Annotated in this window: 23 protein-coding genes, 1 other RNA gene and 1 pseudogene; 11 read left to right on the top strand and 14 right to left on the bottom strand. The window is 62.9% G+C overall.

The features are described 5' to 3' along the window. Positions 1–320: 320 nt before the first annotated feature. The gene (locus CFE28_05960; GenBank protein OYU69583.1) at positions 321–818 is read left to right on the top strand and encodes a disulfide bond formation protein DsbA; all 498 of its coding nucleotides are present in this window, start codon (positions 321–323) and stop codon (positions 816–818) included. Here CFE28_05960 and CFE28_05955 read toward each other — a convergent pair. Together CFE28_05955 and CFE28_05950 are read right to left on the bottom strand one after the other, a co-directional pair. Beyond that, positions 790–1,554 (bottom strand): ethanolamine ammonia-lyase, encoded by a 765-nt coding sequence (locus CFE28_05955; GenBank protein ID OYU69582.1) that lies wholly within the window; start codon positions 1,552–1,554, stop codon positions 790–792. The two genes, CFE28_05960 and CFE28_05955, sit on opposite strands and share 29 nt — an antisense overlap. Further along, complete coding sequence (locus tag CFE28_05950; GenBank protein ID OYU69581.1) at positions 1,551–2,903, bottom strand: ethanolamine ammonia lyase large subunit; 1,353 nt, start codon at positions 2,901–2,903, stop codon at positions 1,551–1,553. The genes CFE28_05955 and CFE28_05950 overlap by 4 nt, the downstream gene beginning before the upstream one ends. Before the next feature lie 147 nt (positions 2,904–3,050). Between CFE28_05950 and CFE28_05945 the strand changes: the two genes are divergently transcribed. Next, positions 3,051–5,291, top strand: a complete 2,241-nt coding sequence (locus tag CFE28_05945; protein ID OYU69580.1) for an excinuclease ABC subunit B — start codon at positions 3,051–3,053, stop codon at positions 5,289–5,291. On the opposite strand, the gene CFE28_05940 is transcribed toward CFE28_05945, so the two are convergent. Both CFE28_05940 and serB read right to left on the bottom strand, forming a co-directional pair. Beyond that, positions 5,288–5,623, bottom strand: a complete 336-nt coding sequence (locus CFE28_05940) for a hypothetical protein (protein OYU69579.1) — start codon at positions 5,621–5,623, stop codon at positions 5,288–5,290. The two genes, CFE28_05945 and CFE28_05940, sit on opposite strands and share 4 nt — an antisense overlap. Before the next feature lie 77 nt (positions 5,624–5,700). Then, positions 5,701–6,594: a phosphoserine phosphatase SerB gene (serB, locus tag CFE28_05935; protein ID OYU69578.1), complete on the bottom strand. Its 894-nt coding sequence runs from the start codon at positions 6,592–6,594 to the stop codon at positions 5,701–5,703. Here serB and CFE28_05930 point away from each other — a divergent pair. The 3 genes and pseudogenes from CFE28_05930 to CFE28_05920 all read left to right on the top strand — a co-directional run bounded on the left by CFE28_05930 (position 6,593) and on the right by CFE28_05920 (position 9,798). Continuing rightward, entirely contained in the window at positions 6,593–7,498 is a 906-nt protein-coding gene (locus tag CFE28_05930; protein OYU69577.1) for a tRNA (adenosine(37)-N6)-dimethylallyltransferase MiaA, read from the top strand. The two genes, serB and CFE28_05930, sit on opposite strands and share 2 nt — an antisense overlap. Positions 7,499–7,697: 199 nt before the next feature. Then, positions 7,698–9,509 (top strand): acetolactate synthase 3 large subunit, encoded by a 1,812-nt coding sequence (locus CFE28_05925; GenBank protein ID OYU69576.1) that lies wholly within the window; start codon positions 7,698–7,700, stop codon positions 9,507–9,509. 1 nt (position 9,510) lies between these two features. Beyond that, positions 9,511–9,798: pseudogene (locus tag CFE28_05920) on the top strand (aldehyde-activating protein). 70 nt (positions 9,799–9,868) lie between these two features. On the opposite strand, the gene CFE28_05915 reads toward CFE28_05920, so the two are convergent. The 7 genes from CFE28_05915 to CFE28_05885 form a co-directional block, all read right to left on the bottom strand. Further along, positions 9,869–10,621 carry a hypothetical protein gene (locus CFE28_05915; GenBank protein ID OYU69575.1) on the bottom strand — a complete coding sequence of 251 codons (753 nt, stop codon included), beginning with the start codon at positions 10,619–10,621 and terminating at the stop codon, positions 9,869–9,871. 59 nt (positions 10,622–10,680) lie between these two features. Then, entirely contained in the window at positions 10,681–11,091 is a 411-nt protein-coding gene (locus CFE28_05910; protein OYU71579.1) for a globin, read from the bottom strand. 57 nt (positions 11,092–11,148) lie between these two features. Continuing rightward, positions 11,149–11,574 (bottom strand): blue light sensor protein, encoded by a 426-nt coding sequence (locus CFE28_05905; GenBank protein ID OYU69574.1) that lies wholly within the window; start codon positions 11,572–11,574, stop codon positions 11,149–11,151. A 7-nt stretch (positions 11,575–11,581) separates the two neighbouring features. Continuing rightward, entirely contained in the window at positions 11,582–12,295 is a 714-nt protein-coding gene (locus tag CFE28_05900; protein OYU69573.1) for a GTP cyclohydrolase, read from the bottom strand. 79 nt (positions 12,296–12,374) lie between these two features. Then, positions 12,375–13,007 (bottom strand): glutathione S-transferase, encoded by a 633-nt coding sequence (locus CFE28_05895; GenBank protein ID OYU71578.1) that lies wholly within the window; start codon positions 13,005–13,007, stop codon positions 12,375–12,377. 68 nt (positions 13,008–13,075) lie between these two features. Further along, positions 13,076–13,792, bottom strand: a complete 717-nt coding sequence (locus tag CFE28_05890) for a hypothetical protein (protein OYU69572.1) — start codon at positions 13,790–13,792, stop codon at positions 13,076–13,078. A gap of 12 nt (positions 13,793–13,804) precedes the next feature. Then, positions 13,805–14,326 carry a hypothetical protein gene (locus CFE28_05885; GenBank protein ID OYU69571.1) on the bottom strand — a complete coding sequence of 174 codons (522 nt, stop codon included), beginning with the start codon at positions 14,324–14,326 and terminating at the stop codon, positions 13,805–13,807. 162 nt (positions 14,327–14,488) lie between these two features. Between CFE28_05885 and CFE28_05880 the strand changes: the two genes are divergently transcribed. Next, positions 14,489–15,604 carry a hypothetical protein gene (locus CFE28_05880; GenBank protein ID OYU69570.1) on the top strand — a complete coding sequence of 372 codons (1,116 nt, stop codon included), beginning with the start codon at positions 14,489–14,491 and terminating at the stop codon, positions 15,602–15,604. On the opposite strand, the gene CFE28_05875 is transcribed toward CFE28_05880, so the two are convergent. Further along, the gene (locus CFE28_05875; protein ID OYU69569.1) at positions 15,601–16,296 is read right to left on the bottom strand and encodes a hypothetical protein; all 696 of its coding nucleotides are present in this window, start codon (positions 16,294–16,296) and stop codon (positions 15,601–15,603) included. The two genes, CFE28_05880 and CFE28_05875, sit on opposite strands and share 4 nt — an antisense overlap. A gap of 179 nt (positions 16,297–16,475) precedes the next feature. On the opposite strand from CFE28_05875, the gene CFE28_05870 reads away from it, so the two are divergent. After that, on the top strand, positions 16,476–17,078 hold the full coding sequence (locus tag CFE28_05870; protein ID OYU69568.1) for a peptidylprolyl isomerase: 603 nt from the start codon (positions 16,476–16,478) through the stop codon (positions 17,076–17,078). Positions 17,079–17,251: 173 nt separating this feature from the next. Next, positions 17,252–18,481 (top strand): glutathione synthase, encoded by a 1,230-nt coding sequence (locus CFE28_05865; GenBank protein OYU69567.1) that lies wholly within the window; start codon positions 17,252–17,254, stop codon positions 18,479–18,481. Here the strand turns inward: CFE28_05865 and CFE28_05860 are convergent. After that, positions 18,478–18,924, bottom strand: coding sequence for a DNA mismatch repair protein MutT (locus CFE28_05860; GenBank protein ID OYU69566.1), 447 nt, complete (start codon positions 18,922–18,924; stop codon positions 18,478–18,480). The genes CFE28_05865 and CFE28_05860 overlap by 4 nt on opposite strands. Before the next feature lie 172 nt (positions 18,925–19,096). Between CFE28_05860 and CFE28_05855 the strand changes: the two genes are divergently transcribed. After that, entirely contained in the window at positions 19,097–19,645 is a 549-nt protein-coding gene (locus tag CFE28_05855; GenBank protein OYU69565.1) for an acetolactate synthase small subunit, read from the top strand. Here CFE28_05855 and CFE28_05850 read toward each other — a convergent pair. Continuing rightward, positions 19,642–20,319 carry an intracellular septation protein gene (locus CFE28_05850; protein OYU69564.1) on the bottom strand — a complete coding sequence of 226 codons (678 nt, stop codon included), beginning with the start codon at positions 20,317–20,319 and terminating at the stop codon, positions 19,642–19,644. The two genes, CFE28_05855 and CFE28_05850, sit on opposite strands and share 4 nt — an antisense overlap. A 46-nt stretch (positions 20,320–20,365) precedes the next feature. Between CFE28_05850 and ssrA the strand changes: the two genes are divergently transcribed. Both ssrA and CFE28_05840 read left to right on the top strand, forming a co-directional pair. Beyond that, positions 20,366–20,726: a transfer-messenger RNA gene (ssrA, locus tag CFE28_05845) on the top strand. Between the two features lie 76 nt (positions 20,727–20,802). Next, complete coding sequence (locus CFE28_05840; GenBank protein OYU69563.1) at positions 20,803–22,749, top strand: alkyl/aryl-sulfatase; 1,947 nt, start codon at positions 20,803–20,805, stop codon at positions 22,747–22,749. Positions 22,750–22,762: the final 13 nt, after the last annotated feature.

The raw sequence follows: 22,762 nt of genomic DNA, 5'->3' as shown, positions 1-22,762 counted from the left end.
AAGGGCTACCTACAGTAGGAGCCTCCCATGGGCCTGAAGGCCGTATTCACGCTTTTCTTCGCAATTCTGACTCTTGCCGCCGCCATTGCCGTCATGACGACGGCGCACTGATCATCCTTGAGATTGACAAGTCGCCTGCGTGCAGTGTCCTGCAACGGTTCAAACCACAGGATTTCGCCGTGCGTGCACTTTCTCTCGGCCTTGCGCTCTTGTTCGCTCTGACCCTGCCTGCGGAGGCTGCTGAAAAGCCCGCACCGCGGAAGCCGCCGACACCGGCTTCGGACGTCATAATTCTCGGCAATCCAAAGGCAAAGGTTCGCATGGATGAGTACGCATCCCTGAGCTGCCCCCATTGCGCCGAATTCAACAACAAGGTCTTCCCGGCCTTCAAGGCGAAGTACATCGACACCGGCAAGGTCGCCTATGTGCTCCACGAGTTCATAACGCCCCCGGAGCAGGTGGCGGTCGCTGGCTTCATGCTCGCCCGTTGCGTGCCCCCTTCGAAATACTACCAGGTGGTCGACGACATGTTCCGTCGTCAGGCCCGGATCTATGAAACCCAGGACCTCCGCGGGCCGATCATGGCGGCAGGCAAGGCCGTAGGATTGAGCGAAGACGCCGTAGGCGCCTGCCTGCAGAACCAGAAGGCCCTCGACGCCCTTACCGCCCGGGTCCAGGCGAACATTGACACCGGGATCACCTCAACGCCCACCTTCATGTTCAATGGCGTCAAGGTCAAAGAGGGGGAAATGAGTTTCCAGGAACTGGAAGCCGCCTACGCCGCCGCGCTCAAGGCAAGGCCCGGGAAGAAGAAATAGCCCCAAGTCCGCTCAGGTCCTTCAGCTCGACCCCGGTCAGCTTGAGGCGTCGCGCCTCCTTCATGAGCCAGAAGATGGTCCTGGCTGCATCCTCCGGCTTCAGTCCTGCCGGCCGGATGTTCGAGACGCAATTGCGCTCCGCATTGGAGCGGCCGACCACGGGATTCCAGGTCAGATAGGCGCCCAGACTGTCCGGAGACGACATGCCGGGCCGCTCGCCGATCAGGATGAGCACCATGGACGCTCCGAGACTGGCGCCGACTTCGTCTCCGAGGGCGACCCGCGCCTGAGTCGCGATCACGACGGGCGAAACGATCCAACTGTCCGGGACCATGGCTGACTTCAGTTCAGCAAGTAGACTGCCCGCATGATCGAGCGCCCGGCTCGAGAGTCCGTCGGCCAGCACGATGGTCAGGTCAGGTCCGGACCCGCTCAGGTCCGAAAGTGCTGCATGGGAAGCCGGGGAAAGTCTCGCGCCGAGATCCGGTCTGGAGAGATAGGTATGCCGGTCAGGCGCTGCGCTTGTGACGCTCAGCGCCTCAAATCCCAGCCTTCGGACCTGGTCGCCAAGGGTTTCCACATCAAGCGTCGCGTGGACGGCGTCCCGGGCGCGGGCGTGATCCAGGGCGAAGTCGAGAACCGCTCGGGTGGGCAGGCTGGCGCCGGTCCGGCCAAGCCCGATGCGGGCCGCCGTCAGCCTGGGCAAGGCCTGAGGTTTTTCGACGTCATCCGTCATTTCAGGACCTGAAGCAGGGGATGGCCCGGTCTGGGCGCTGAAAGCCGCCCCTTGTCATCCGTGAGACCCACCTTGGCCAGCCAGGCCTCGAACTCCGGCGCCGGACGCAGGTTCAGAACCTGCCGGGCATAAAGCAGGTCGTGAAATGACGTGGACTGGTAGTTCAGCATGACGTCGTCGGCCCCGGGCACGCCCATGATGAAATTGACCCCGGCCGCTGCCAGAAGGGTCAGCAGGACATCCATGTCGTCCTGATCGGCCTCGGCGTGGTTGGTGTAACAGACGTCGCAGCCCATCGGCAGGCCGAGCAACTTTCCGCAGAAGTGGTCCTCGAGACCTGCGCGGATGATCTGCTTGCCGTCGAAGAGGTATTCCGGGCCGATGAAACCGACGACGGTGTTGACGAGAAAGGGATCAAATGCGCGAGCGACACCATAAGCCCGCGTCTCGAGGGTCTGCTGATCCACTCCATGGTGTGCGCCGGAAGAAAGTGCAGTCCCCTGCCCTGTCTCGAAGTACATGACCTGACCGCCATGGGGATTACGCCTCAGTTCCCGCGCAGCCAGGTTGGCCTCATTCAGCAGGCTGAGGTTGATCCCGAAGGCGGTGTTCGCCGCCTCGGTTCCGGCAATGGACTGGAAGACCAGGTCTACCGGCCGACCTTGCTCGATGAGCGCCAGACTGGACGTCACGTGGGTCAGGACACAGGACTGGGTCGGGATCTCGAACCGGGCAATGACTTCAGCCATCATTTCGACCAGTCCGCCCAGGACCTGCAGATTGTCGCTGGCCGGATTGACCCCGATCACGGCGTCACCGGATCCAAGCAGCAGGCCATCGACCATGGACGCCAGAATTCCCGCCGGGTCATCGGTTGGATGATTGGGCTGCAGTCGACTGGACAGTCGTCCGCGCAGGCCCACCGTGCTTCTGAACCGTGTCGCCACCCTGACCTTGGAGGCCGCCAGGATCAGATCCTGATTGCGCATTATCTTGGAAACTGCGGCCGCCATTTCAGGGGTAACACCCGGCGCGACGGACTTCAGGGCGGCCTCATCCACGGCGTCGGACAGCAGCCAGTCCCGGAACTCTCCCACGGACATGGTCGAGATGGGCGCAAAGGCTTCCCGATCGTGGGTGTCCAGGATGAGCCGGGTGACTTCGTCTGCCTCATATGGGACGAGTGGCTCGTTCAGGAACCGCGTCAGCGGCTGGTCCGCCAGAGCCATCTTCGCCGTGATCGACTCTTCAGCCGATGTCGCGGCCAGCCCCGCCAGCTGGTCGCCCGACCGCAGCGGCGTCGCCTTGGCCATGAGGGTCTTCAAATCAGATTTGGACCATCGGCGCATGCAACAAACCCTGGACCGCCGACCACATTCGACGCCAATTCATAGAAGCCTGAAGGCTGAAGACTTCAAGCCGAATGGCGCACTGCCGCCACACCCTGTCAGCAGGCGCCCCTAGTATCGGCGCCGGTTCGATCCTAGGTTCTAGGCATGCCCAGTTCGTCCACATCCGGCGTCACCGACATTTCGGCGATGTTCGATCACGACCCGTCCGAGTCCATGCCCATGCTCTGGACGCCTCACCGTCCCTCGCGGCCGGAGAAGTCGGAAGGCGGACGCCGGTTCAAACTGGTCAGTGACTATGAACCGGCAGGCGACCAGCCCACGGCCATTGCTGAACTGGTGGCCGGACTGGAGGGCCATGAGTCCGATCAGGTCCTGCTGGGGGTTACTGGCTCGGGCAAGACCTTCACCATGGCCAAGGTCATAGAACAGACCCAGCGCCCTGCCCTGATCCTGGCGCCCAACAAGACCCTGGCCGCCCAGCTCTACAGCGAGTTCAAGGCCTTCTTCCCCGAGAACGCCGTCGAGTTCTTCGTCAGCTATTACGACTATTACCAGCCCGAGGCCTACGTCCCGCGCACCGACACCTATATCGAGAAGGACTCGTCCATAAACGAGCAGATCGACCGGATGCGCCACTCGGCCACCCGGGCGGTCCTGGAGCGGGATGACGTGATCATCGTCGCCTCGGTGTCCTGTATCTACGGCATAGGCTCTGTCGAGACCTACACCGCCATGACCTTCACCCTGGAGGTGGGCCAGAAGGTCAATGACAAGAAGCTGATGGCCGACCTGGTCGCCCTGCAGTTCAAGCGCAATGACGCCGCCTTCGAGCGCGGCATGTTCCGCCGCCGGGGGGACAGTCTGGAAATTTTCCCCGCCCACTATGAAGACCGGGCCTGGCGGATCTCCCTGTTCGGGGACGAGATCGAGACCATCACCGAGTTCGATCCCCTGACCGGCAAGAAGACCGCCGACCTGACCTCGGTGAAGGTCTACGCCAACAGCCACCACGTCACCCCCCGGCCAACCCTCAACCAGGCCATCATCAACATCCGCGCCGAGTTGAAGGAGCGCCTGGCCTGGCTGGTGGAGAACGGCAAGCTGCTGGAGGCCCAGCGCCTGGAACAGCGCACCACCTTTGATCTGGAAATGATCGAGGCTACGGGCTCCTGCGCCGGCATCGAGAACTACAGCCGATATCTCTCCGGTCGCCGCCCCGGCGAGCCGCCGCCGACCTTCTTCGAATACATTCCAGACAACGCCCTGCTCTTCATCGACGAGAGCCACCAGAGCGTGCCGCAGATCGGCGGCATGTACCGCGGCGACTACCGTCGGAAGTTCACCCTGTCGGAATACGGATTCCGCCTGCCCTCGTGTCTCGACAACCGCCCCCTCAAGTTCGAGGAGTGGGAGGCCATGCGCCCCGACACCATCAGTGTCTCGGCGACGCCGGGTCCCTGGGAAATGGAGAAGGCGCAGGGGATCTTCGCCGAACAGGTCATCCGCCCCACCGGCCTTATCGACCCGCCCGTGGAGGTCCGCCCGGTCTCGAAGGACAATCACAGCCAGGTGGACGACGTCATCGCCGAAGCCCGCGAGACCATCGCCAAGGGCTATCGCTGCCTGATCACCGTCCTCACCAAGAAGATGGCCGAGGACCTGTCGGAGTACATGCACGAGCAGGGCCTCAAGGTCCGCTACATGCACTCCGATATCGACACCATGGAACGGATCGAGATCATCCGCGACCTGCGGCTTGGCGCCTTCGACATCCTGATCGGCATCAACCTCCTGCGGGAAGGACTCGACATTCCTGAATGCGGTTTGGTCGGCATTCTCGATGCCGACAAGGAAGGTTTCCTGCGGTCAGAGACAAGCCTGATCCAGACCATCGGCCGGGCGGCGCGGAATGTGGACGGCAAGGTCATCCTCTATGCCGACCGGATCACCGGTTCCATGGAACGGGCCATGGCCGAGACCAGCCGGCGCCGGGAGAAGCAGGAAGCCTATAACGCCCTGCACGGCATTACGCCGGAAAGCATCAAGTCCAGCATCAAGGAAATCCTGGCCAGTCCTTATGAGAAGGACCGGCGGATGCAGGAGGTCTCGGCCGTCGCCGAAGAGTCCAAGCCCTTCCTGGGAGACAATTTCAAGGCGACCCTCCGCGACCTCGAAGCGAAGATGCGTCAGGCCGCCGCCGATCTGGAATTCGAGACCGCCGCCCGCCTTCGGGACGAGATCAAGCGTCTCAAGCTCATGGACCTGGAATTCGCCAACGACGCCCTGACGGCGCCAGGCGAAGAGGTCGACAGGGGTGCAGTGAAACAGGTCAAGGCCGAGGCCCGGGCCGAGGCCGCCGAGCGCTGGCGGAAAGGGAAGCGCTAGGCCAGGAGGGCGAAGGCCATGACGGCCTCGAACGCCAGAGCGCCCCAGTTGGCCCGGGTTCCGGCGCGGTCGGCGAAGATCGAGATGGCGCGACCGACGGCTATGCCGGCCCAGAGTATGCCCGCGAAGGCGAAGAAGCCTGGATTGCGGCTGATCAGGGGTATGACGCCCATGGCCAGGAACAGCCCGCCATAGGTGCCGCGGAACTCAGACATGCCTGCCGGGGTGACCGCCCGCAGATTGACCAGATTGGCCGCGCGGTCAGGGAAGATCAGGCCCAGAAAGCCCAGGACAGCCGTCCCTGCAGCGCCGATCATGTTCAGCCACATCATTGGGCGTGTCTCCTCTTTGCCCTCAAGCCATGACCGAACATGCGGGCGTTAGGCCAGAGAAAACACCCAATGGGCGATCAGTCGATGATGAAGTCCTCGAACCGATAGCCCTGGAAGTATAACCCCGCCGTCAGATCTGCATGGTCCAGCTTGGCGTCGGCCTGGGCCGCTACAATCGGCTTGGCGCGATAGGCCAGGCCAAGCCCCGCCGCCTCGATCATGGCCAGGTCGTTGGCGCCATCGCCCAGGGCCATGGTGCGTGAGGAATCCAGTTTCAGATCCGCCGCCTCGCCCAGAAGGGAATCCAGCTTGGCCTGCCGACCGAGAATGGGATCAGCCACCTGCCCGGTCAGGCGATCGCCCTCGACGATCAGGGTGTTGGACCTGTGGCCGTGAAAGCCCGCCGCTGCAGCCACCCGCTCGGTAAAGAAGGTGAAGCCTCCCGAGACCAGCAGGCATCGGGCGCCGTGATGGGCCATGGTCCGCACCAGGGTCCGGGCGCCGGGATTGAGCTGAACGCGCTGGTCATAGGTCGCCTGAAGGGCGTCGATGGACAGGCCTTTCAGCATGGCCACCCGCTCACGCAGGGCGGCGTCGAATTCCAGCTCGCCACGCATGGCACGCTCGGTGATGGCGGAGACCTGATCCTTCACTCCGGCAAAGTCCGCCAGTTCATCCAGGCACTCGCAGCCGATGATGGTGGAGTCCATGTCGGCGATCAGCAGGCCCTTGCGACGGCCCTCCCAGGGCTGGACGCAGGCGTCGATAGGGCGCTCGCCGAGGGTCCTGTTCACCTCGTCCCGGAGCACTGCGACCTCGCCGCCCTCCAGCAAAAGATCCACCGCGCCGGGTCCAAGGGTTCTTGGCTCCTTGACGCGGGCCCCCAGCGCTGCGAGCCGTGGGGTGATATCGCCGATGGCGGCGGTGACGAGGTCGGCGTTCGGACCGACAAGGGTGAGAGCGATCTGCATGACGCCCCGCATCTGGCTGATCGCCGGTCCGACGGCAAGCGGCAAGTCGGCCCTGGCCCTGGCTTTGGCCCAGAAGTTGGGCGCTGACATCATCGGCGCTGACGCCTTGCAGCTCTATGCCGACCTGCCCATCCTCAGCGCAGCCCCCTCCCGCCAGGAACTCGCCCTTGTTCCGCACCATCTGGTGGGCGTGGCGGACGCGGCCGACGGCTGGTCGGTCGGACGCTGGCAGGCGGCCGCCAACGCCATACTCGAGCAGGACAGGCCCTTTGTGGTGGTCGGCGGCACCGGCCTCTATTTCCGCGCCCTGACCCAGGGTCTGGCCGAAATGCCTTCCCTCCCCCCCGGAATCCGGGATCAGGTGCATGTTGAGTATGACGCCATGGGTGAGGAGGCCTTCCGCGCCCGGCTGGCTGCGGTGGATGCCGACGCAGAGGCGCGCATCATGGCCCGGGATCGCCAGCGCCTGTCCAGGGCCTGGGAGGTATGGGCCGGGACCGGACGCAGCCTCACGGACTGGCAGGCAGACAATACTGGCGCCCTGCCTGCCGGTTCCTGGCGGGGGGTGGTCCTTGAACCGCCCCGGGCGCCCCTCTATGCGAGGTGCGACGCCCGCTTCGAAAACATGGTTCTGGCAGGGGCCCTGCAGGAAGTTGCAGCCCTCGCCGCCCGAGGCCTGCCGCCGGCCCTGCCTGCCCTGAAGGCCGTCGGCTATCAGGAACTGGCCGCCCATCTACGGGGGGACCTCACCCTGGAGGCCGCCATCGCGGCCGCCCAGATGGAAACCCGCAGATACGCCAAACGGCAGACCACCTGGGCCCGGGGTCAGATGGCGGACTGGCCACGGATCACCGACCTTGACCCGGCAGCCCAGCTTGAGGCCCTCAATTTTTGGATTGGGTGAATTCAACCCCCCGCCAGCGGGTTGACGGCCCCTGCGGGGCATGGCATTTCAAGGGCCTTAGTTTTCGGAGAAGACCTTTGCGTCAGACCCTCGTACTCGTAAGGCGACCCGCCGCGGACTGATGCCAGTCCGTGAAAGGTCGCTTGCAACCGGGCCCCCAGCGGGCCTTTTTTAATGCCCTCTTCCCCAGGCCAAGACCATGACCGTCCATCAGACCCTTCAAGCCGCCGAAGCGGCCACCGCCGATCAGAACATCATGTCGGGCGCCGAAATGGTGGTCCAGGCCATGATCGACCAGGGCGTAGAAGTCCTGTTCGGCTATCCGGGCGGCGCAGTCCTGCCGATCTATGACGCCCTCTTCGATCGCGAAGACAAGTTGCGACACATTCTGGTGCGCCACGAGCAGGGCGCGACCCACGCCGCAGAAGGCTATGCCCGGTCCACCGGCAAGCCTGGCGTGGTTCTGGTCACCTCGGGTCCCGGAGCGACCAACGCCATTACCGGCATTGTCGACGCCCTGATGGACTCCATTCCCATGGTGGTCATTACCGGCCAGGTCGCCACCCACCTGATAGGCACTGACGCCTTCCAGGAATGCGACACCATCGGCATGACCCGCTCGGTGACCAAGCACAACTATCTGGTCAAGAACGTCGCCGATCTGCCCGCCATCCTTCACGAGGCCTTCCACATCGCCACCAGCGGTCGGCCGGGCCCGGTGGTCATCGACATTCCCAAGGACGTCCAGTTCGCCAAGGGGGTCTATCAGGGCCCGCAGGCGGTCAAGCACGCCCACAACTACGCCCCCCGCACCAAGGGCGATGCCGCCAAGGTCGCCCAGGCGGCGGCCGTGATCGCCAGCGCCAAGCGGCCGATCTTCTACACGGGCGGCGGCGTGATCAATGCTGGCCCGGGCGCCAGCGCCCTGCTGAGGGAACTGGCCAGCCTGACTGGCGCGCCGGTGACCTCGACCCTGATGGGTCTGGGCGCCTTCCCGTCCAGCGATCCCCAGTGGCTGGGTATGCTGGGCATGCATGGCAGTTTCGAAGCCAACAACGCCATGCACGACTGCGATGTGATGATTTGCGTCGGCGCACGGTTTGATGACCGGGTCACGGGCCGCCTGGACGCCTTCTCGCCGGGCAGCAAGAAGATCCACATCGACATAGACCCCTCGTCCATTTCGAAGAATGTCCGGGCTGACATCGGCATTGTCGGCGACGCCGGCAGCGTCATGGAAGACCTAATCGCCGTCTGGAAGGCGAAGAAGTACAAGTCGGACAAGGCGGCCATGACCGACTGGTGGGCGCAGATCGAAAAGTGGCGGGCGCGGAAGTCCTTCCGCTACAGCCCGGACGCCAAGCACATCAAGCCGCAGTACGCCCTGGAGCGCCTGCAGGCCCTGACCCGGGACCGCGACACCTACATCACCACCGAGGTTGGCCAGCATCAGATGTGGGCCGCCCAGTTCCTGCACTTTGAAGAGCCCAATCGCTGGATGACCTCCGGTGGCCTTGGAACCATGGGCTACGGCCTGCCCGCCGCCATCGGCGTCCAGCTGGCCCATCCGAACAGCCTGGTCATCGACGTCGCCGGCGACGCCAGCGTCCAGATGACCATGCAGGAGATGAGCTGCGCCGTTCAGCACGGCCTGCCCATCAAGATCTTCATCCTCAACAACGAATGGATGGGCATGGTCCGCCAGTGGCAGCAATTGCTGCACGGCGAGCGCTATTCCCACTCCTATTCCGCCAGCCTGCCTGACTTCGTGAAGATGGCCGAAGCCTTCGGCGCCGTGGGCATCCGGGCGGAAACCCCCGACGAGCTGGACGCCAAGATTCTGGAAATGATCAACAGCGACAAGCCTGTCCTGTTCGACTGCCGGGTGACCAAGGAGGAGAACTGCCTGCCCATGATCCCGTCCGGAAAGGCGCACAACGAGATGATCCTGGCCGACGATGGGCAGGACATCGGCAGCGTCATCGGCGAAGAAGGCAAGGGGCTGGTCTAGGATGACAGTAGAGGCGTCCTGTCACTGCGGTTCGGTCCGCATCGCCCTTGAGGCGGCGCCCGAGACCGTGACGGACTGCAACTGCTCGATCTGCCGACGCTATGGGGTGATCTGGGCCTATTACGCCCCCACAGCCGTGACCTTCCTCGACCCCAAGGGTCCAACCGACACCTATGAGTGGGGTGATCACATGATCACCTTCCACCGCTGCCAGACCTGCGGCTGCGTCACACACTGGGCGGACAAGGATCCGGACTATGACCGGATGGGCGTCAATGCCCGCCTGATGCCACTGGAAGTCCGAGCAGCTGCGGCCGTCCGCGTACTGGACAGGTCGGGAAGCGATACCTGAACGGAGTCTAGCGGGTCCCGAAGACCTTGCTGAGCAAGGCGCTGCCCGTCGCCACCGGATTGGCGCGGATCTGCTTTTCCTGTTCGGCCATGTAAAGAAACACGCCGTCGCTGGCCTTCTGCGTCACATAGCCGGTTAGGTCGGTGGCGCCGAACTGACCGGCTAGGGCAGGATTGCGGGCGGCGTAGGCGTCCATGGCCTTGAAGGCGTTCACCCCGCCAAGCGACTTTGCGACTACGGGTCGCATTTCGGCCTGGAGGCTCTGACCCATCGTCCGCTTGAAATAGTCAGTGGCCGAGGTCGGACCACCGGTCACCAGACCAATGGCGTCGGTAACGGTCATCTTCGAAATGGCGGTCTTCAACAGGGGCAGGGTCTTGCCGACAGCGCCCTCAGCCGCCGAGTTCAACTTGCCTGACAGGTTGTCGGTCACGCCCGCATTGTCGAGCAGGGTAAGGACCTGATCATATCTGGCCAGCTTGCCCGGCAAACCGATCCGCACCTTGGGATCATTGGCGAAGCCGCCTGGCGCCCCCAACTGGCCCACCACAACATCCGCGGCCTTGCTGAGGGCCAGTTTCAGGCCACTGGAAGCTTCCGTGCTTGTGACCCTGGAGGCAGGCCCGGCGGACGGAGCCACCGCCGCCGATCCGCCCAGCAATTGTCCGAGAACCTTCTGGGCGTCCTGGCTGGTCTGGGCCATGGCGGCGCTGGACGTCGCCAGGCCGATGGCCACAAGGAAACTGAGTTTGCGCCGCATGAAAGACTCCTGATCTTGCGCCAGTCTGGGGCGGTCAGGGCGTACCTGCAAGGCGACGGTTAGCCGCGCGCCGCCATGTTGCGGGCCATATTGCCAAAGGCCTGCTTGATCAGGGCCTTGAGGGTTGGCTCCACCTCGGCCTCATCGAGGGCCCGGCTCATGGCCTCGACCCATTGACCTGCAGAGCTGGGACTGACCGGTACAGCGGCGTGCATGGACATCATGCACTTGCCGGGATGGGCCTCGAACCAGTCGCGGGGACCGCCCAGCCAACCGTCAAGAAACCCCGCCAGGGACTCGCGCATGGGCGTCAGATCCGAAGCGTGGATTTCCCGCAATTCCGAATAGGACGCATCAAAGTCCATCAGATCGTAGAACCGGTTGACGATGCGCCGCACTGTGGGCGCACCGCCTATGGCTTCGTAGAGTGTTTCTGGCTCGGACGCGGTTGTGGACGCTGGATCGGTCATCATGGACCGAGTGTCGTCTACCGCCGCCCCTCCGCCTTGAGCGAGGTCAAAGGAGCATCAGCCCCGATTGACCACCGAGGCTGAGGCCATCAATTCGGACAGCAGGGCAAGGGTGGACTGCCCCGAACACTCGAACGGGTTCAACTCCACATGCTTGAAGTATTTCAGGACCAGGGAGGGGTTCAGCTTGGCTATGCTGACCAGACCCATGGTCCATGCGCCGAATTTGCGTTCACTGATTTCTTCGTAGACCAGCAGGCGAACCTGCTCATGGCGAGGATCCCGGACAATGGTGGAATAGAGATCGCAGACCTCATTGCGACCCCCTTCGAGAACCTGAATGAACAGCTTCTCGGAAGCGCAAAGCATGCCTGTCACCCCCTGGGCGGGATTGTTCTTGCGGGCTTCCTCCACGATCTTGTCGAGATCAGAGGCGGAAGCACTGGCGACGGGACGGCTGGCGTAAAGGCAACGGACGAGCATCTGAGCCTCACTTTCTCTGATTGAGGAGGGACAGGAATTCGCTACGGAGCGTGTGGTCCATGAGGAAGGATCCGCGCATGACGCTGTTGATCATCTTGGTCTCGGTATCCTTCACCCCGCGCCAGTGCATGCAGAAGTGATCAGCCTCCATGACAATGGCCAGACCGTCGGGACGGACCTTGTCCATCAGGACATTGGCCATCTGGGCGATGGCTTCTTCCTGAATCTGGGGCCGCGACATGATCCATTCCGCCAGACGGGCGTACTTGGACAGGCCGATCAAGTTGGAATGCTCATTGGGCATGAGGCCGATCCACAGCCGCCCCATAATCGGGCAGAAATGGTGGCTGCATGCACTGCGCACCGTGATCGGGCCGACAATCATCAGCTCATTGAGCGCCTCGGCGTTCGGAAACTCCGTAACGGCCGGCGGCTCCATATAGCGCCCACGGAACACCTCGGTGACATACATCTTGGCTACGCGCCGGGCGGTGTCATGGGTGTTGTGGTCGGTCTCGGTGTCGATCACCAGGCTTTCCAGGACGCCCTTGAACTTGTCGGCGACCTCGGACAGCAGGGCGTCCATATCGCCCGGCTCCAGGAAGGCGGCGATATTGTCATTGGCGTTGAAGCGCTTCCGCGCCTTCTGGATCCGCTTGCGGATCTTGGCGGAAACGGGTTCGGAAACGGGGTCCGGGGGAGACTCTGACGGGGGCTTCAAGACACGCCTGTTCTGACGGTGACGGCAGACAAGGTTCTGCCTTCGCCTAACTGATGCCGTCCGCAGCCCAGTGCAAGCCTTAGGTGGGAGGATTGATGATGAAGGGCTGACAAATGGCGCGGAATACCGGAAGGGCCTCCGCCCGGGCGGCGTGGGCGGCCAGGCCGGGCCGCCCGGTGAGGTCGAAGACTTCCGGCAGGGCTTCGCTGGCGAACCGCAGATAGGTGGCCATCAGAATGTCGGCGTGGCCGATCTGGTCGCCGAACAGCCAGGGCGCCGACGAGACGCTCCGCGCGGCTTCCAGGGCGTCCAGAGCGCCGGAAATCTGGCTGCGGCAGCGTTCGACCCAGATTTCCAGGGCCTGATCCCGGAGGACCCGCTCATAAACCAGAGCCACCGACTTGTCGGCCGCCCCTGCCGCCAGGGCGATGATCCGCATGGCCTCCCGCCGGTCGGGGCCTGACGGCGCAATCAGGGCGCGCTCAGGCCCGACCATCTGGTCCAGGGTGTCGATGATCGCCCAGCTGTCGGAAATTGCGATTCCATCATCCAGGACGAGGGTCGGCACCCTGCGGAGAGGAGAATACCGCGCGATCTTGTCGCTATCCCCGAAGGCCGACCACGGCTGATGGTCAAAGGCCATGCCGTAAAGCGTCAAGGCGACGCCGACGCGGCGGACGAAGGGCGAGTCATACTGGCCGATGAGCATCATGGCGCTGATCTCCTGGGAATAGCGCATCAGGATACCAAATTCCGTTGCGGGATCACCAGTCCTCGCGATCAGAGCGCCAGGCGAAGTTCCCGGGAGATGACGCTGGCCCGCGGGCTCTCCTTCACCTGATAGGTCCCCTCTGGCGGGTCGGTCACAAGGCCGGCCTTTCCCGCACCGTCCAGCTGTAACCATTCCAGACCCTGCTGCAGGGTCAGCACCACAGGCTGCCGATCGTGAATGGCGGCGACATCGGGCCCATTGGGGCCGGTGATGAAGGTAAAGCTCTCAAGAGGCTCGTCCAGGTCACTGGGGCGGGACTGATCCCAAAGCCCGGCAAAGAACCGCACCTGGTCTTCCGGACCTTGAGGCTCCCAGCTGATCTCCCAGCGCCTCTTGGGTTGCCCCTTCTTCCAGCCTGGCGGCGCGTCGTATTCGATGAAGCTGGTCAGGGGGATCAGGGCGCGACGCAGGCGATAGACTTCACGGAAGGTCGGCGCCGTATCAACCGTCTCGATCCGCGCGTTAGTGCACATGGACTTCCAGGCCGAAACCGGCCCGCGGTGAAAGTGCGGCACCATCCACCACCGCCGCTCCACCCCTTCGAGCCCGGCCGAGGGATTGGCCGGGTCGACAGGGCGGATCATGGGCGCGCGATTGGTCGGCCCATACGGGTCTTCAAGGTCCCGGTTCGGCTCGGCGTCAGCCCAGGCAAAAGGTATTCTGACTTCACGGAAGGTGACGTCATAGGCCCCGCGATTGAGCTTCAGCTGATACTCGTTGCACATGATCCGGAGCGATCAGCGCTTCATGCGCAGCTGGCCAAGATAGTCGCGCTTTCCCAGGGCCACGCCCTTCTGGCGCAGGATGTCATAGGCTGTGGTGGCATGGAAATGCAGGTTGGGAATTGAGAAGCTCATAAGGAAGCCCTCGGCCGTAAACGGCATCTGCATCTCTCCCAGCTTGAAGATGACATCCTTGCCCTCAAGGCCATTGACCTCGTCCGGGGTCAGGGCAGCCAGGCCCGCCCTGGCGTCTGCAATCAGCTTCTGCAGACCAGCATAGCCGGGCTCCGGGGTTGGGCCGGAAGGGGTGAAGACACCGGCCTTCACGCCCTGGATGGCGCCCAGGGAATGGTGGGCCACAGACACCACCTGAAAGGAGAAGGGCAGCATGTCGGGCGCCAGCTTTACGCCGACAAGATCATCAGCGCTCTCGCCCGCGGCTTCGCAATGGGCCCGGCCCTTCTCAAGAAAGCCCGCAACGCCTGCAAGGGACTGGGTGAAAGACGCGACGCTGACGTCATAGAGCGAAACAGCCATTGGAAACTCCCCAAGTTGAAGCGGCAGTTTCACCTCTGGGGCGGGTCAGGTCAAAGAATTCGTCGACGCCGGGCAGCTGTTAACCGGACGATGGGGAGTTGGGTCTAGTTTCAGGGCTTGCGCAGCAGAACGCGCCGCAGCCGTTGGGAACGGAACAGCCAGGTGGTCGACAGATCCGTCCGAAATCTTGCCAATCTGCAAGCCAACGGCTCGTCATCCCGCGCCCTGAATCTGATTGCTGTCTGGAAAGTCAACGGTAACGAAGAGGGCTATCGCACCCGCCCGCTTTTCCAGAACTACACTCTGAACCGCAGCATCATCGTCAAACACAAGCTGCGGCCGCACGAACGTGAGCTCCTGCCATACGGCCAGCCTGTAGCCACCAAGGTCATACTGCCCATGGACCTGGACGACCTGAAGGCCGGCGCGCGGGCCTTCTTCGTGGGCGAACGAAATTACAACGACTTTCTGGCGGAAATCCGGGTCCAGCCCGGAGATCCGGACGATGAACTCCTCAGACTGCTGGATGGGGTTCCGTCCCTTGACCCCTTCCTCCTGCGTGAGCGGGTGCTATCAGCCGGGTTCAGTCCTGACCGATGCTATTTCGAACTGGCCGACGCCGACCTGCGCCGCATGATCGATTTCGCCCGCCGGGAGGTGGAACCACTGGTCGGCGTCTCCTTCGGCTCGGGTGGCGCCCGGATGAGCGAAAAGACCCGCAAACTTGCCGCCAAACTGCTGGGGGATGTGTCCGACATAGAGCTGGCGCCCCTGCGCAACAGCATGGGTATGAACAAGGCCGATTTCCTGGAAGGCATGTTCTGCTGGAAGGGCTTCATCTACTACAAATGGCTGCTGTCGGACTTGCTCCCCAAGATCGGTCCGATCATCAACGAAGTGGCCAGGCTGACGCCCATGGGCATGCTTACCAGCGACGAGACCATCTATGTCCGCCGCAGCCAGGCCCGCCTCACCCGGGCGATCAACGCAGCGTGCGACACAGTGCGCGAAACACTCAGGGTCTATGATGACGCCTACCTTGAATTGACCCACAAGGGGCGACCACAGTCCTTCCGCGCCTTCCTGATGGCGGCTCCGAGCATGTTCCATGAACTGGGCGAACGGCTAGGCGCCCTGCAGCACATCATCAGCTTCTGGCGGTTCAGGTTCCCGCTGGACGCTGAAAACCACATCTCGATCGAGGAAATGATCGACCTGCTGAACGACTTCGAGGCCAGCGTCACCTTCGACACCGATCTGGCCCGCTCCGCAGCCTAGACGCTGGTGCCCACCAGGGCCCCGATTCCTGCTGTCGCGGCCATGGCCAGGGCGCCCCAGAAAGTTACCCGCAAAGCGCCCTTGATGACAGGCGCACCACCGGCGGCCGAACCGATCGCGCCAAGGACTGCCAGGAAAATCAGGGACCCTATGCTGACCAGGGGCGTAACCCGGGACAAAGGGGCGAGGGCTGCAATCAGCAATGGCGCCGCAGCACCAGCCGTAAAGGTCGCCGCTGAGGTCAGGGCCGCCTGGATGGGCCGCGCCGCCGTCATCTGCGAAATCCCCAGTTCGTCATGGGCGTGGGCGCCCAGGGCGTCCTTCGCCATCAACTGTTCTGCGACCTTGGCGGCCGTTTCAGGTTCCAGGCCCCGCTTCATGTAGATGGCGGCCAGTTCCCTGGCCTCCGCTGCAGGATCGGTCGCAAGCTCAAAGCGCTCACGGGCAAGGTCAGCCTTTTCCGTATCGGCCTGGGAGCTGACGGAAACGTACTCGCCTGCGGCCATGGACATGGCGCCAGCCACCAGACCGGCTACGCCCGCCACAAGGATTTCCGACGGCTTTCCCGCTGCGGCGGCGACGCCGACGATCAGACTGGCTGTGGAGACAATTCCGTCATTGGCGCCGAGGACGGCGGCCCTCAGCCAGCCAATCCGGGAGACAAGATGGCGTTCGGAATGCAGCCGGCTCATGATTGTCTCCGAAAGAGGTTGGCGCTGGCGGTAAGCAGATTGCACTTTAGAGCCGCCGTGTGAAACATGGGCCACCTATTTGGACCTTGCGAGTCAAACCCTTCCCAAAGGATCTGGTTGCCAGATGCGGGAAGGCGCAAGAGCTTGGTCCGGGAGGTCATCAGTCTAAGGGGCGTTCAATGCTGAGACGAGGATTTCTGGGTGGCGCTGGCGCGACCCTCGCCGCCGCGGGAAGCGCCCTGGCGGCGCCTGGCCCGGTCAAGATCCAGATCGTCACACGCCTGGGCAATTTCGGCCTGGAATTGCGACCCGACAAGGCTCCGGTCACCACCGCCAACTTCCTGGCCTATGTCGACCGGAAGCTGATGGACCACGCCACCTTCTATCGGTCCTCACGCCCGGAAGGCGCAACGGATTTCGATTTCGGCGTGGTGCAGGGCGGCCTGCAGAATGACCCGCGGTATCTCCTCAAGCCGATCGCCCATGAGTCGACGACCCGGACCGGCCTGAAACACACCAATGGCGCCATTTCCATGGGCCGTCGCGCGCCTGGCACGGCAACCTCGGACTTCTTCATCTGCGTAGGAGATCAAGGTTATCTCGATGCTGATCCCGCGCAGAAAGGCGACAACAAGGGGTTTGCGTGTTTCGGCTATGTGACCGAGGGCCTTGATGTGGTGAAGAAGATCATGGCCCTGCCCCTCTCCGCCAATGGCGGGATCGGGGTGATGAAGGGCGAAATGATCCGCAATCCCTTGCCAATGAAGGTCCGCCGGGCCTGAACCATCCATAGGCCCAAGGCGCTATGCCGCAGGCTCATGGCGGCGCTGTTAACCACCATTAAAGGTTGTGACGTATAAGCCTCGGTCTGGGTGCGCAGTAGGCGGTCGCCTCAGGTAATGTACGACCCGGGCGTCCGAATACGCCTCTGTCGCGAGACCAGATCGGGCGACCCATGAAGATCACTGGCAGGACGGACGCGGACCTGGGCGTCGCACCCGTTTTCGGTCTGGCGGTTTTCGCCCAGATGATTTTCAACCAGCAGGACCTCAACCCGGTCTGGAACATCCTGGTCGAAGCCGCCAGCAATGATCCGCCAGATCCTGGCGCCTTGCTGAACATGTCGATGTTACTTCAGCTGACAGGCCAGCCAGAGCCCGGCCTGGACCTGCAGACCCAAGCCCTCGCCATGACGCGCATGTTCAAACGCACCCACGGCGATGGAAGCGGCCTGCGCATTCTGGCCATAGTGACCCCCGGGGATTTCATGGCCAATACGCCGCTGGACTTCCTGCTCAGCGGCTCTGACGCGACGGCCTACTTCGTCTACGCAACCCCGGACGGCGAGCTCCCGGAAGAAGTTCCAGATCACGATGTCGCCTTCTTCGCCATCGGTGAATCCACCGCCAACTATCAGACCCTGCTGGGTGTGGCCCCTGCCCTGGCCGGTTGGCGGCGTCCCATTATCAACGGCTCAGCCCTGACAATCGCCGGCCTGACGAGGGATGGAGTCTGCGAGATGTGCGCAGGCATTCCTGAAGTCCTTGCCCCTTCCACAGCCCAGGTCTTCCGGGAAGGCGTTCAGGCCATCGCCGAAGGACTGGCTCCGCTTTCCGACTTTCTTGAGCCGGGGACCTTCCCGATCATCATACGGCCCATCGACTCCCATGCCGGCCGGGACCTGGAGAAGATGAACGAACCGGCAGACCTCAAGGCCTATCTCGCCGCCAAGTCCGGGGAAAATTTCTACATCACCCAATTCATTGACTATTCCGGTCCGGATGGCCTGTTCCGCAAGCAGCGTGTGGCCTTCCTGAAGGGCAAGCCCTTCATCAGTCACATGGCCGTGTCCGAGCACTGGATGGTTCACTATCTGAACGCCAGCATGGACGAGAAGCCCGAGCGCCGGGATGAGGAGGCCGCCTTCATGGATGGCTTTGACCAGGGCTTCGCCCTTCGCCACAGCAAGGCGTTTGAAGGACTCTACCGGGCGTTCGGACTGGAATACTTCGCCATCGACTGCGCCGAATTGCCCGACGGACGACTGCTGCTGTTCGAGGCTGACGTGGCCATGATCATCCACGCCCTCGATAGCCCTGAACTCTACCCGTACAAGCCGCGCGCCATGGCCAAACTCTTCAGCGGTGTGATGGGCATGCTGGATGAGACCGCCAGGGCGGCCTAGCCCGGCCGGAACGCCGCAATCAGCAGTTTGAGTTCCGGTTCGTCAACCAGGACGGAGGCCTCCAGCTGGGTAGTCCAGAGGCGGTCGCGCTGACCCTTCTCCGGGTAGTCTTCACACTCCCGGCGAACCAGCATGGAAAAGACAGTGACCCTGACCGGCTGGACCCGGCCGCTGGCCAGGCGCTTTTCATAATGAAAGACCCCGACCTTCTTGCGACGGATATCGCCTTCCACACCGGCCTCCTCAAAGGCCTCGCGGGAGGCGCAATCTGGAGATTTCACGCGCTTCATTGGCCATCCTTTGGGAATGACCCAGCGCCGTGTTTCCCGGGATGAGATCAGGAGGATTTCGATCTGGCCGTTTTCCGCACGACGCCAGGGCAAGGCGGCGTACTGGCTCCTGGGCTCGCGATCGATCTCCGCGCGAAGAGAACGCTTTGCCACCCCAGATTTTTTAGTTGCAGCCGCCAATCCGAATTCGCCTCGTGCTAGCGCCCCAAAGACAGTGATTCACGCCATATGTCACAAATAGTGCGTATCCGGACGATTATGACGCCTCTTGCCCCCTGCCTCCGCATATGAGACGTCCAGCGACAATCAATCCAACGAGAGCGCCATGTCCGACGCCCAACCTGCATCTGTCTATGATCTGGCCCATACCGATGAGGCTGACCGTCAGGCCACATACGCCATACTTGTGGAGAACGAACCCGGAGTGCTCCACAGGCTTGTCGGCCTGTTTGCAGCCCGTGGCTACAACATTGAAAGCCTGACGGTTGCGGAAACCGATCGCAACTCCCACACCAGCCGCGTCACCATCGTGACCCGTGGCGCGCCCGCTGTTCTCACGCAGATCGAGGCCCAACTTCAGAAGATGGTTGCGACCCGTGACGTTCAGGATGTCAGCCGCGACCCCAATGGCCTGGAACGCGAACTGGCCCTGGTGAAGGTCAAGGGAACCGGTGTTGACCGGGTTGAAGCCCTGCGTATTGGCGAGATCTTCCGCGCCAAGGTGCTCGACACCGCAATAGACAGCTTCATTTTCGAAATCACCGGCGCCTCGACCAAGATCGACAAGTTTGTGGATCTGATGCGGCCGCTTGGCCTGGTGGAACTCTCCCGCACTGGCGTCCTGTCGATCACCCGGGGCGGAAGCGCCATCTAGGTCCGGGCTGGCTCTCCGTCAGTCGCAGCAGCTGCGGCAAAATAGTTGCGGCGTGCAATGGCCCGCATCAGGAAGAACTGGATCAGGAAGAGCGCAATCTTCGATCCCGGCGCCCACAGCCCCATGACCTTTGCTACGGTCTGGGGGGCCTCCGTGAAGGTCAGGTAGAGGTTCAGTATGCCCGAGCCAAAGATCAGCGCAGCCCAGACATAGCCAAACCCGACCACCAGCGAGCGGGGGACATGGTCAACCGCGATGGGCGGGATATAGCGGTACATCCAGCCCCTTTCGAGCATGGTTGCGCCGATCGCAACATAGACAATGGTCGCCTTGACGAGGACAAACCGGGCGTCGTGGGTAATCAGGGTCAGGCCGCCCATGACCACCACAAGGGCCAGGCTGGTCCATTGCATGGGCGCCACGGCCTCACCCCTGAGAAGCTTGAAAGCCACGAGTCCGGCGCCCAGGGCCATGCCCAGCCCGGTCGCCAGGGGGACGCTGTGGGTGGTGACCAGCACAAGGTAGAAGAACAGGGTGGCGGCGAGGTCGAGGGCCAGAGGTCTGACGGAATAGAGGAAATGGTTCATCGGCAGTCCCGGGGATGATTGCGGTCCCAGCCTAGAACCCCGCACGCAGATCACCCAGTTCATCCGCGAATTTATCCGTCGATTCATGACGAACAGGCGGCCAGGAGGGGTCTGGACCGCCAATCTCACACGACCCCTTCAATCCCGACGGCTTTGGGCCTATATCCATGGGGTCCGGCTTGCCGGACTATGAGGATAAACGCGCACGTAATAAGCGGACTGGACCCGGGTGCGATTCCCGGCGGCTCCACCAATCTTCCCCCGGGTATCGCCGGAAAGTGCGGGGCCGATCAGCATCGACAGACGTGTAAAGGTGTTGCTTTCTTCCGGCGTGGCTCACCGTCTCGGGCCATTAATGTAAATGCGAACGATAACTTCGCTGAAGAAGTCCGTTTGGCCGCGTAAGCGACCCGATAGATTTCGACCTAAACTCCTAACGTCTTAGCAGCGTTAGGCGGGGCCCGGAGGGCGCCTTGCAACAGAAGCCCTCCACCTTCACGACATCCCGTCTTGCGCCCTTGTCCGACCCAAATCATGGTCGCGGAAAGGCATCAAAGGGGAGAGACGCCAATGTCCTGGGGCAAGGCTGCATTCATGGCCATGGGGCTGCTGGCCGCAGGTAGCGCCCAGGCGGCGGAACCTGCGACGAAAGCGACCGTCCAGGCGCAGGAGGCCCTGAAGGCGACCCTGCCCTTTGAAGACCGCCAGGATTTCGACTTTGCAGACCATGGATTTCTGGGAACCAGAGCGGACCCGCTGATCAAACGTGCTGATGGCGCAGTGGCCTGGGATCTGAAGGCCTATGACTTCCTCCAGGGCCCGGCGCCCGACACGGTAAATCCCAGCCTCTGGCGCCATGCAGGACTGCTGGCGAAAAATGGTCTCTTCCAGGTGTCGGACAATATCTGGCAGGTCCGGGGATTTGACGTTTCCAACATCACCTTCATCAAGGGCTCGAAGGGCTGGATCGTCATTGATCCCCTGACGACAGCTGAGACCGCCAGGGCCGCCCTTGACCTGGTTACCGAAAAGCTCGGCGCCAGGCCGATTGTCGCGGTCATCTACACCCACAGTCACAGCGATCATTTCGGCGGCGTCCGGGGCATTGTCACCCAGGCCGAGGTTGACGCCGGCAAGGTGAAAGTCATTGCACCGGAAGGGTTCCTCAAGGAGGCCGTAAGCGAGAACGTCATCGCCGGACCGGCCATGAACCGCAGGGCGCAGTACCAGTTCGGCTACACGCTGCCCCCCGGCCCGACCGGCCAGGTCAGTTCAGGCATTGGCCAGGGCATACCAAAAGGGACCATCACCCTGATCGCGCCGACGGTGACCATAGATCACACGGGCCAGACCCTGCAGGTCGACGGGGTGAAAATGGTCTTCCAGATGACGCCGGGGACCGAAGCGCCGGCCGAGATGAACCTGTACTTCCCGGACTGGCGGGTCCTCTGCATGGCGGAGAACGCCAATGTCTCCATGCACAATGTCCTGACCCCCAGGGGCGCCCTCGTGCGGGACGCCAAGGCATGGGCTGACGACCTGACACAGTCCATCAACCTCTTTGCTGACCGCAGCGACGTCATGTTCACAAGCCACGGCTGGCCACGCTTCGGCCAGCCGGTCGTGAAGTCATTCCTGGCCGATCACCGGGACGCCTACAAATACCTGCACGACCAATCCGTTCGACTGATGAACGGCGGCTTGGTCGGCTCCGAGATCGCGAGCCAGATTTCCCTGCCGCCGGTCCTGGCCAGGGACTGGTTCAACCGGGGCTATTACGGGACCATGAGCTTCAACAGCCGTGCGGTCTATCAGCGCTATATGGGCTGGTACGACGCCAACCCGGTGCATCTTGCCGTCCTGCCCCCGGCCGAGGAGGGCCGCCGCTATGTCGACGCCATGGGCGGCTCGGAAAAGGTGGTCGGTCTGGCTCAGGCCGCCTTCGACAAGGGCGACTATGGATGGGCGGCGACCCTGCTCAACAATGTGGTCATGGCCGATGACAAGGCGACGGACGCAAGGCTCCTGCTCGCCAGGACCTATGAGCAGCTTGGCTATCAGGCCGAGAGCGCCATCTGGCGCAACATGTACCTGACAGCGGTGGGCGAGCTGAGGAATGGCGTTGCTTCAGGAATCCAGGGCGCTGGATCCAGCGATGTGGTTGGCGCGCTCAATTCATCGATGATCTTCGATCTGCTCGCCGTCAGGATCAATCCGGCCAGGGCCGGTGAAAGCCAGTTGCGCGTGGCCTTTGTCTTCCCTGAACGCAGGGAGAGGTTCGTCCTGCAGGTCAAACATGGGGTTCTGACCGCAGAGCCTTCGGCAGAGGGCGCGCCCGCAGACGCCACCCTGACCCTGAACCGCCAGATCCTGCTCAACGCACTGGTTGGCGGTAAGCCCCTGGGCCCGCATATCGCCAGGGGCGAGGTAAAGGTCGCCGGCGACACTGGCGCCCTGGCCCGGCTGATGTCTTGGTTCGACCCGCCCAGGCCGGACTTTCCGATCGTGACCCGCTAGGCCCCGGGCTCCG

The organism is Alphaproteobacteria bacterium PA2 (assembly GCA_002256425.1).
Classification (GTDB): domain Bacteria; phylum Pseudomonadota; class Alphaproteobacteria; order Caulobacterales; family Caulobacteraceae; genus Phenylobacterium.
The sequence above is the reverse complement of the archived record's forward strand: the minus strand, read 5'-3'. Positions and strand labels throughout refer to the sequence as shown.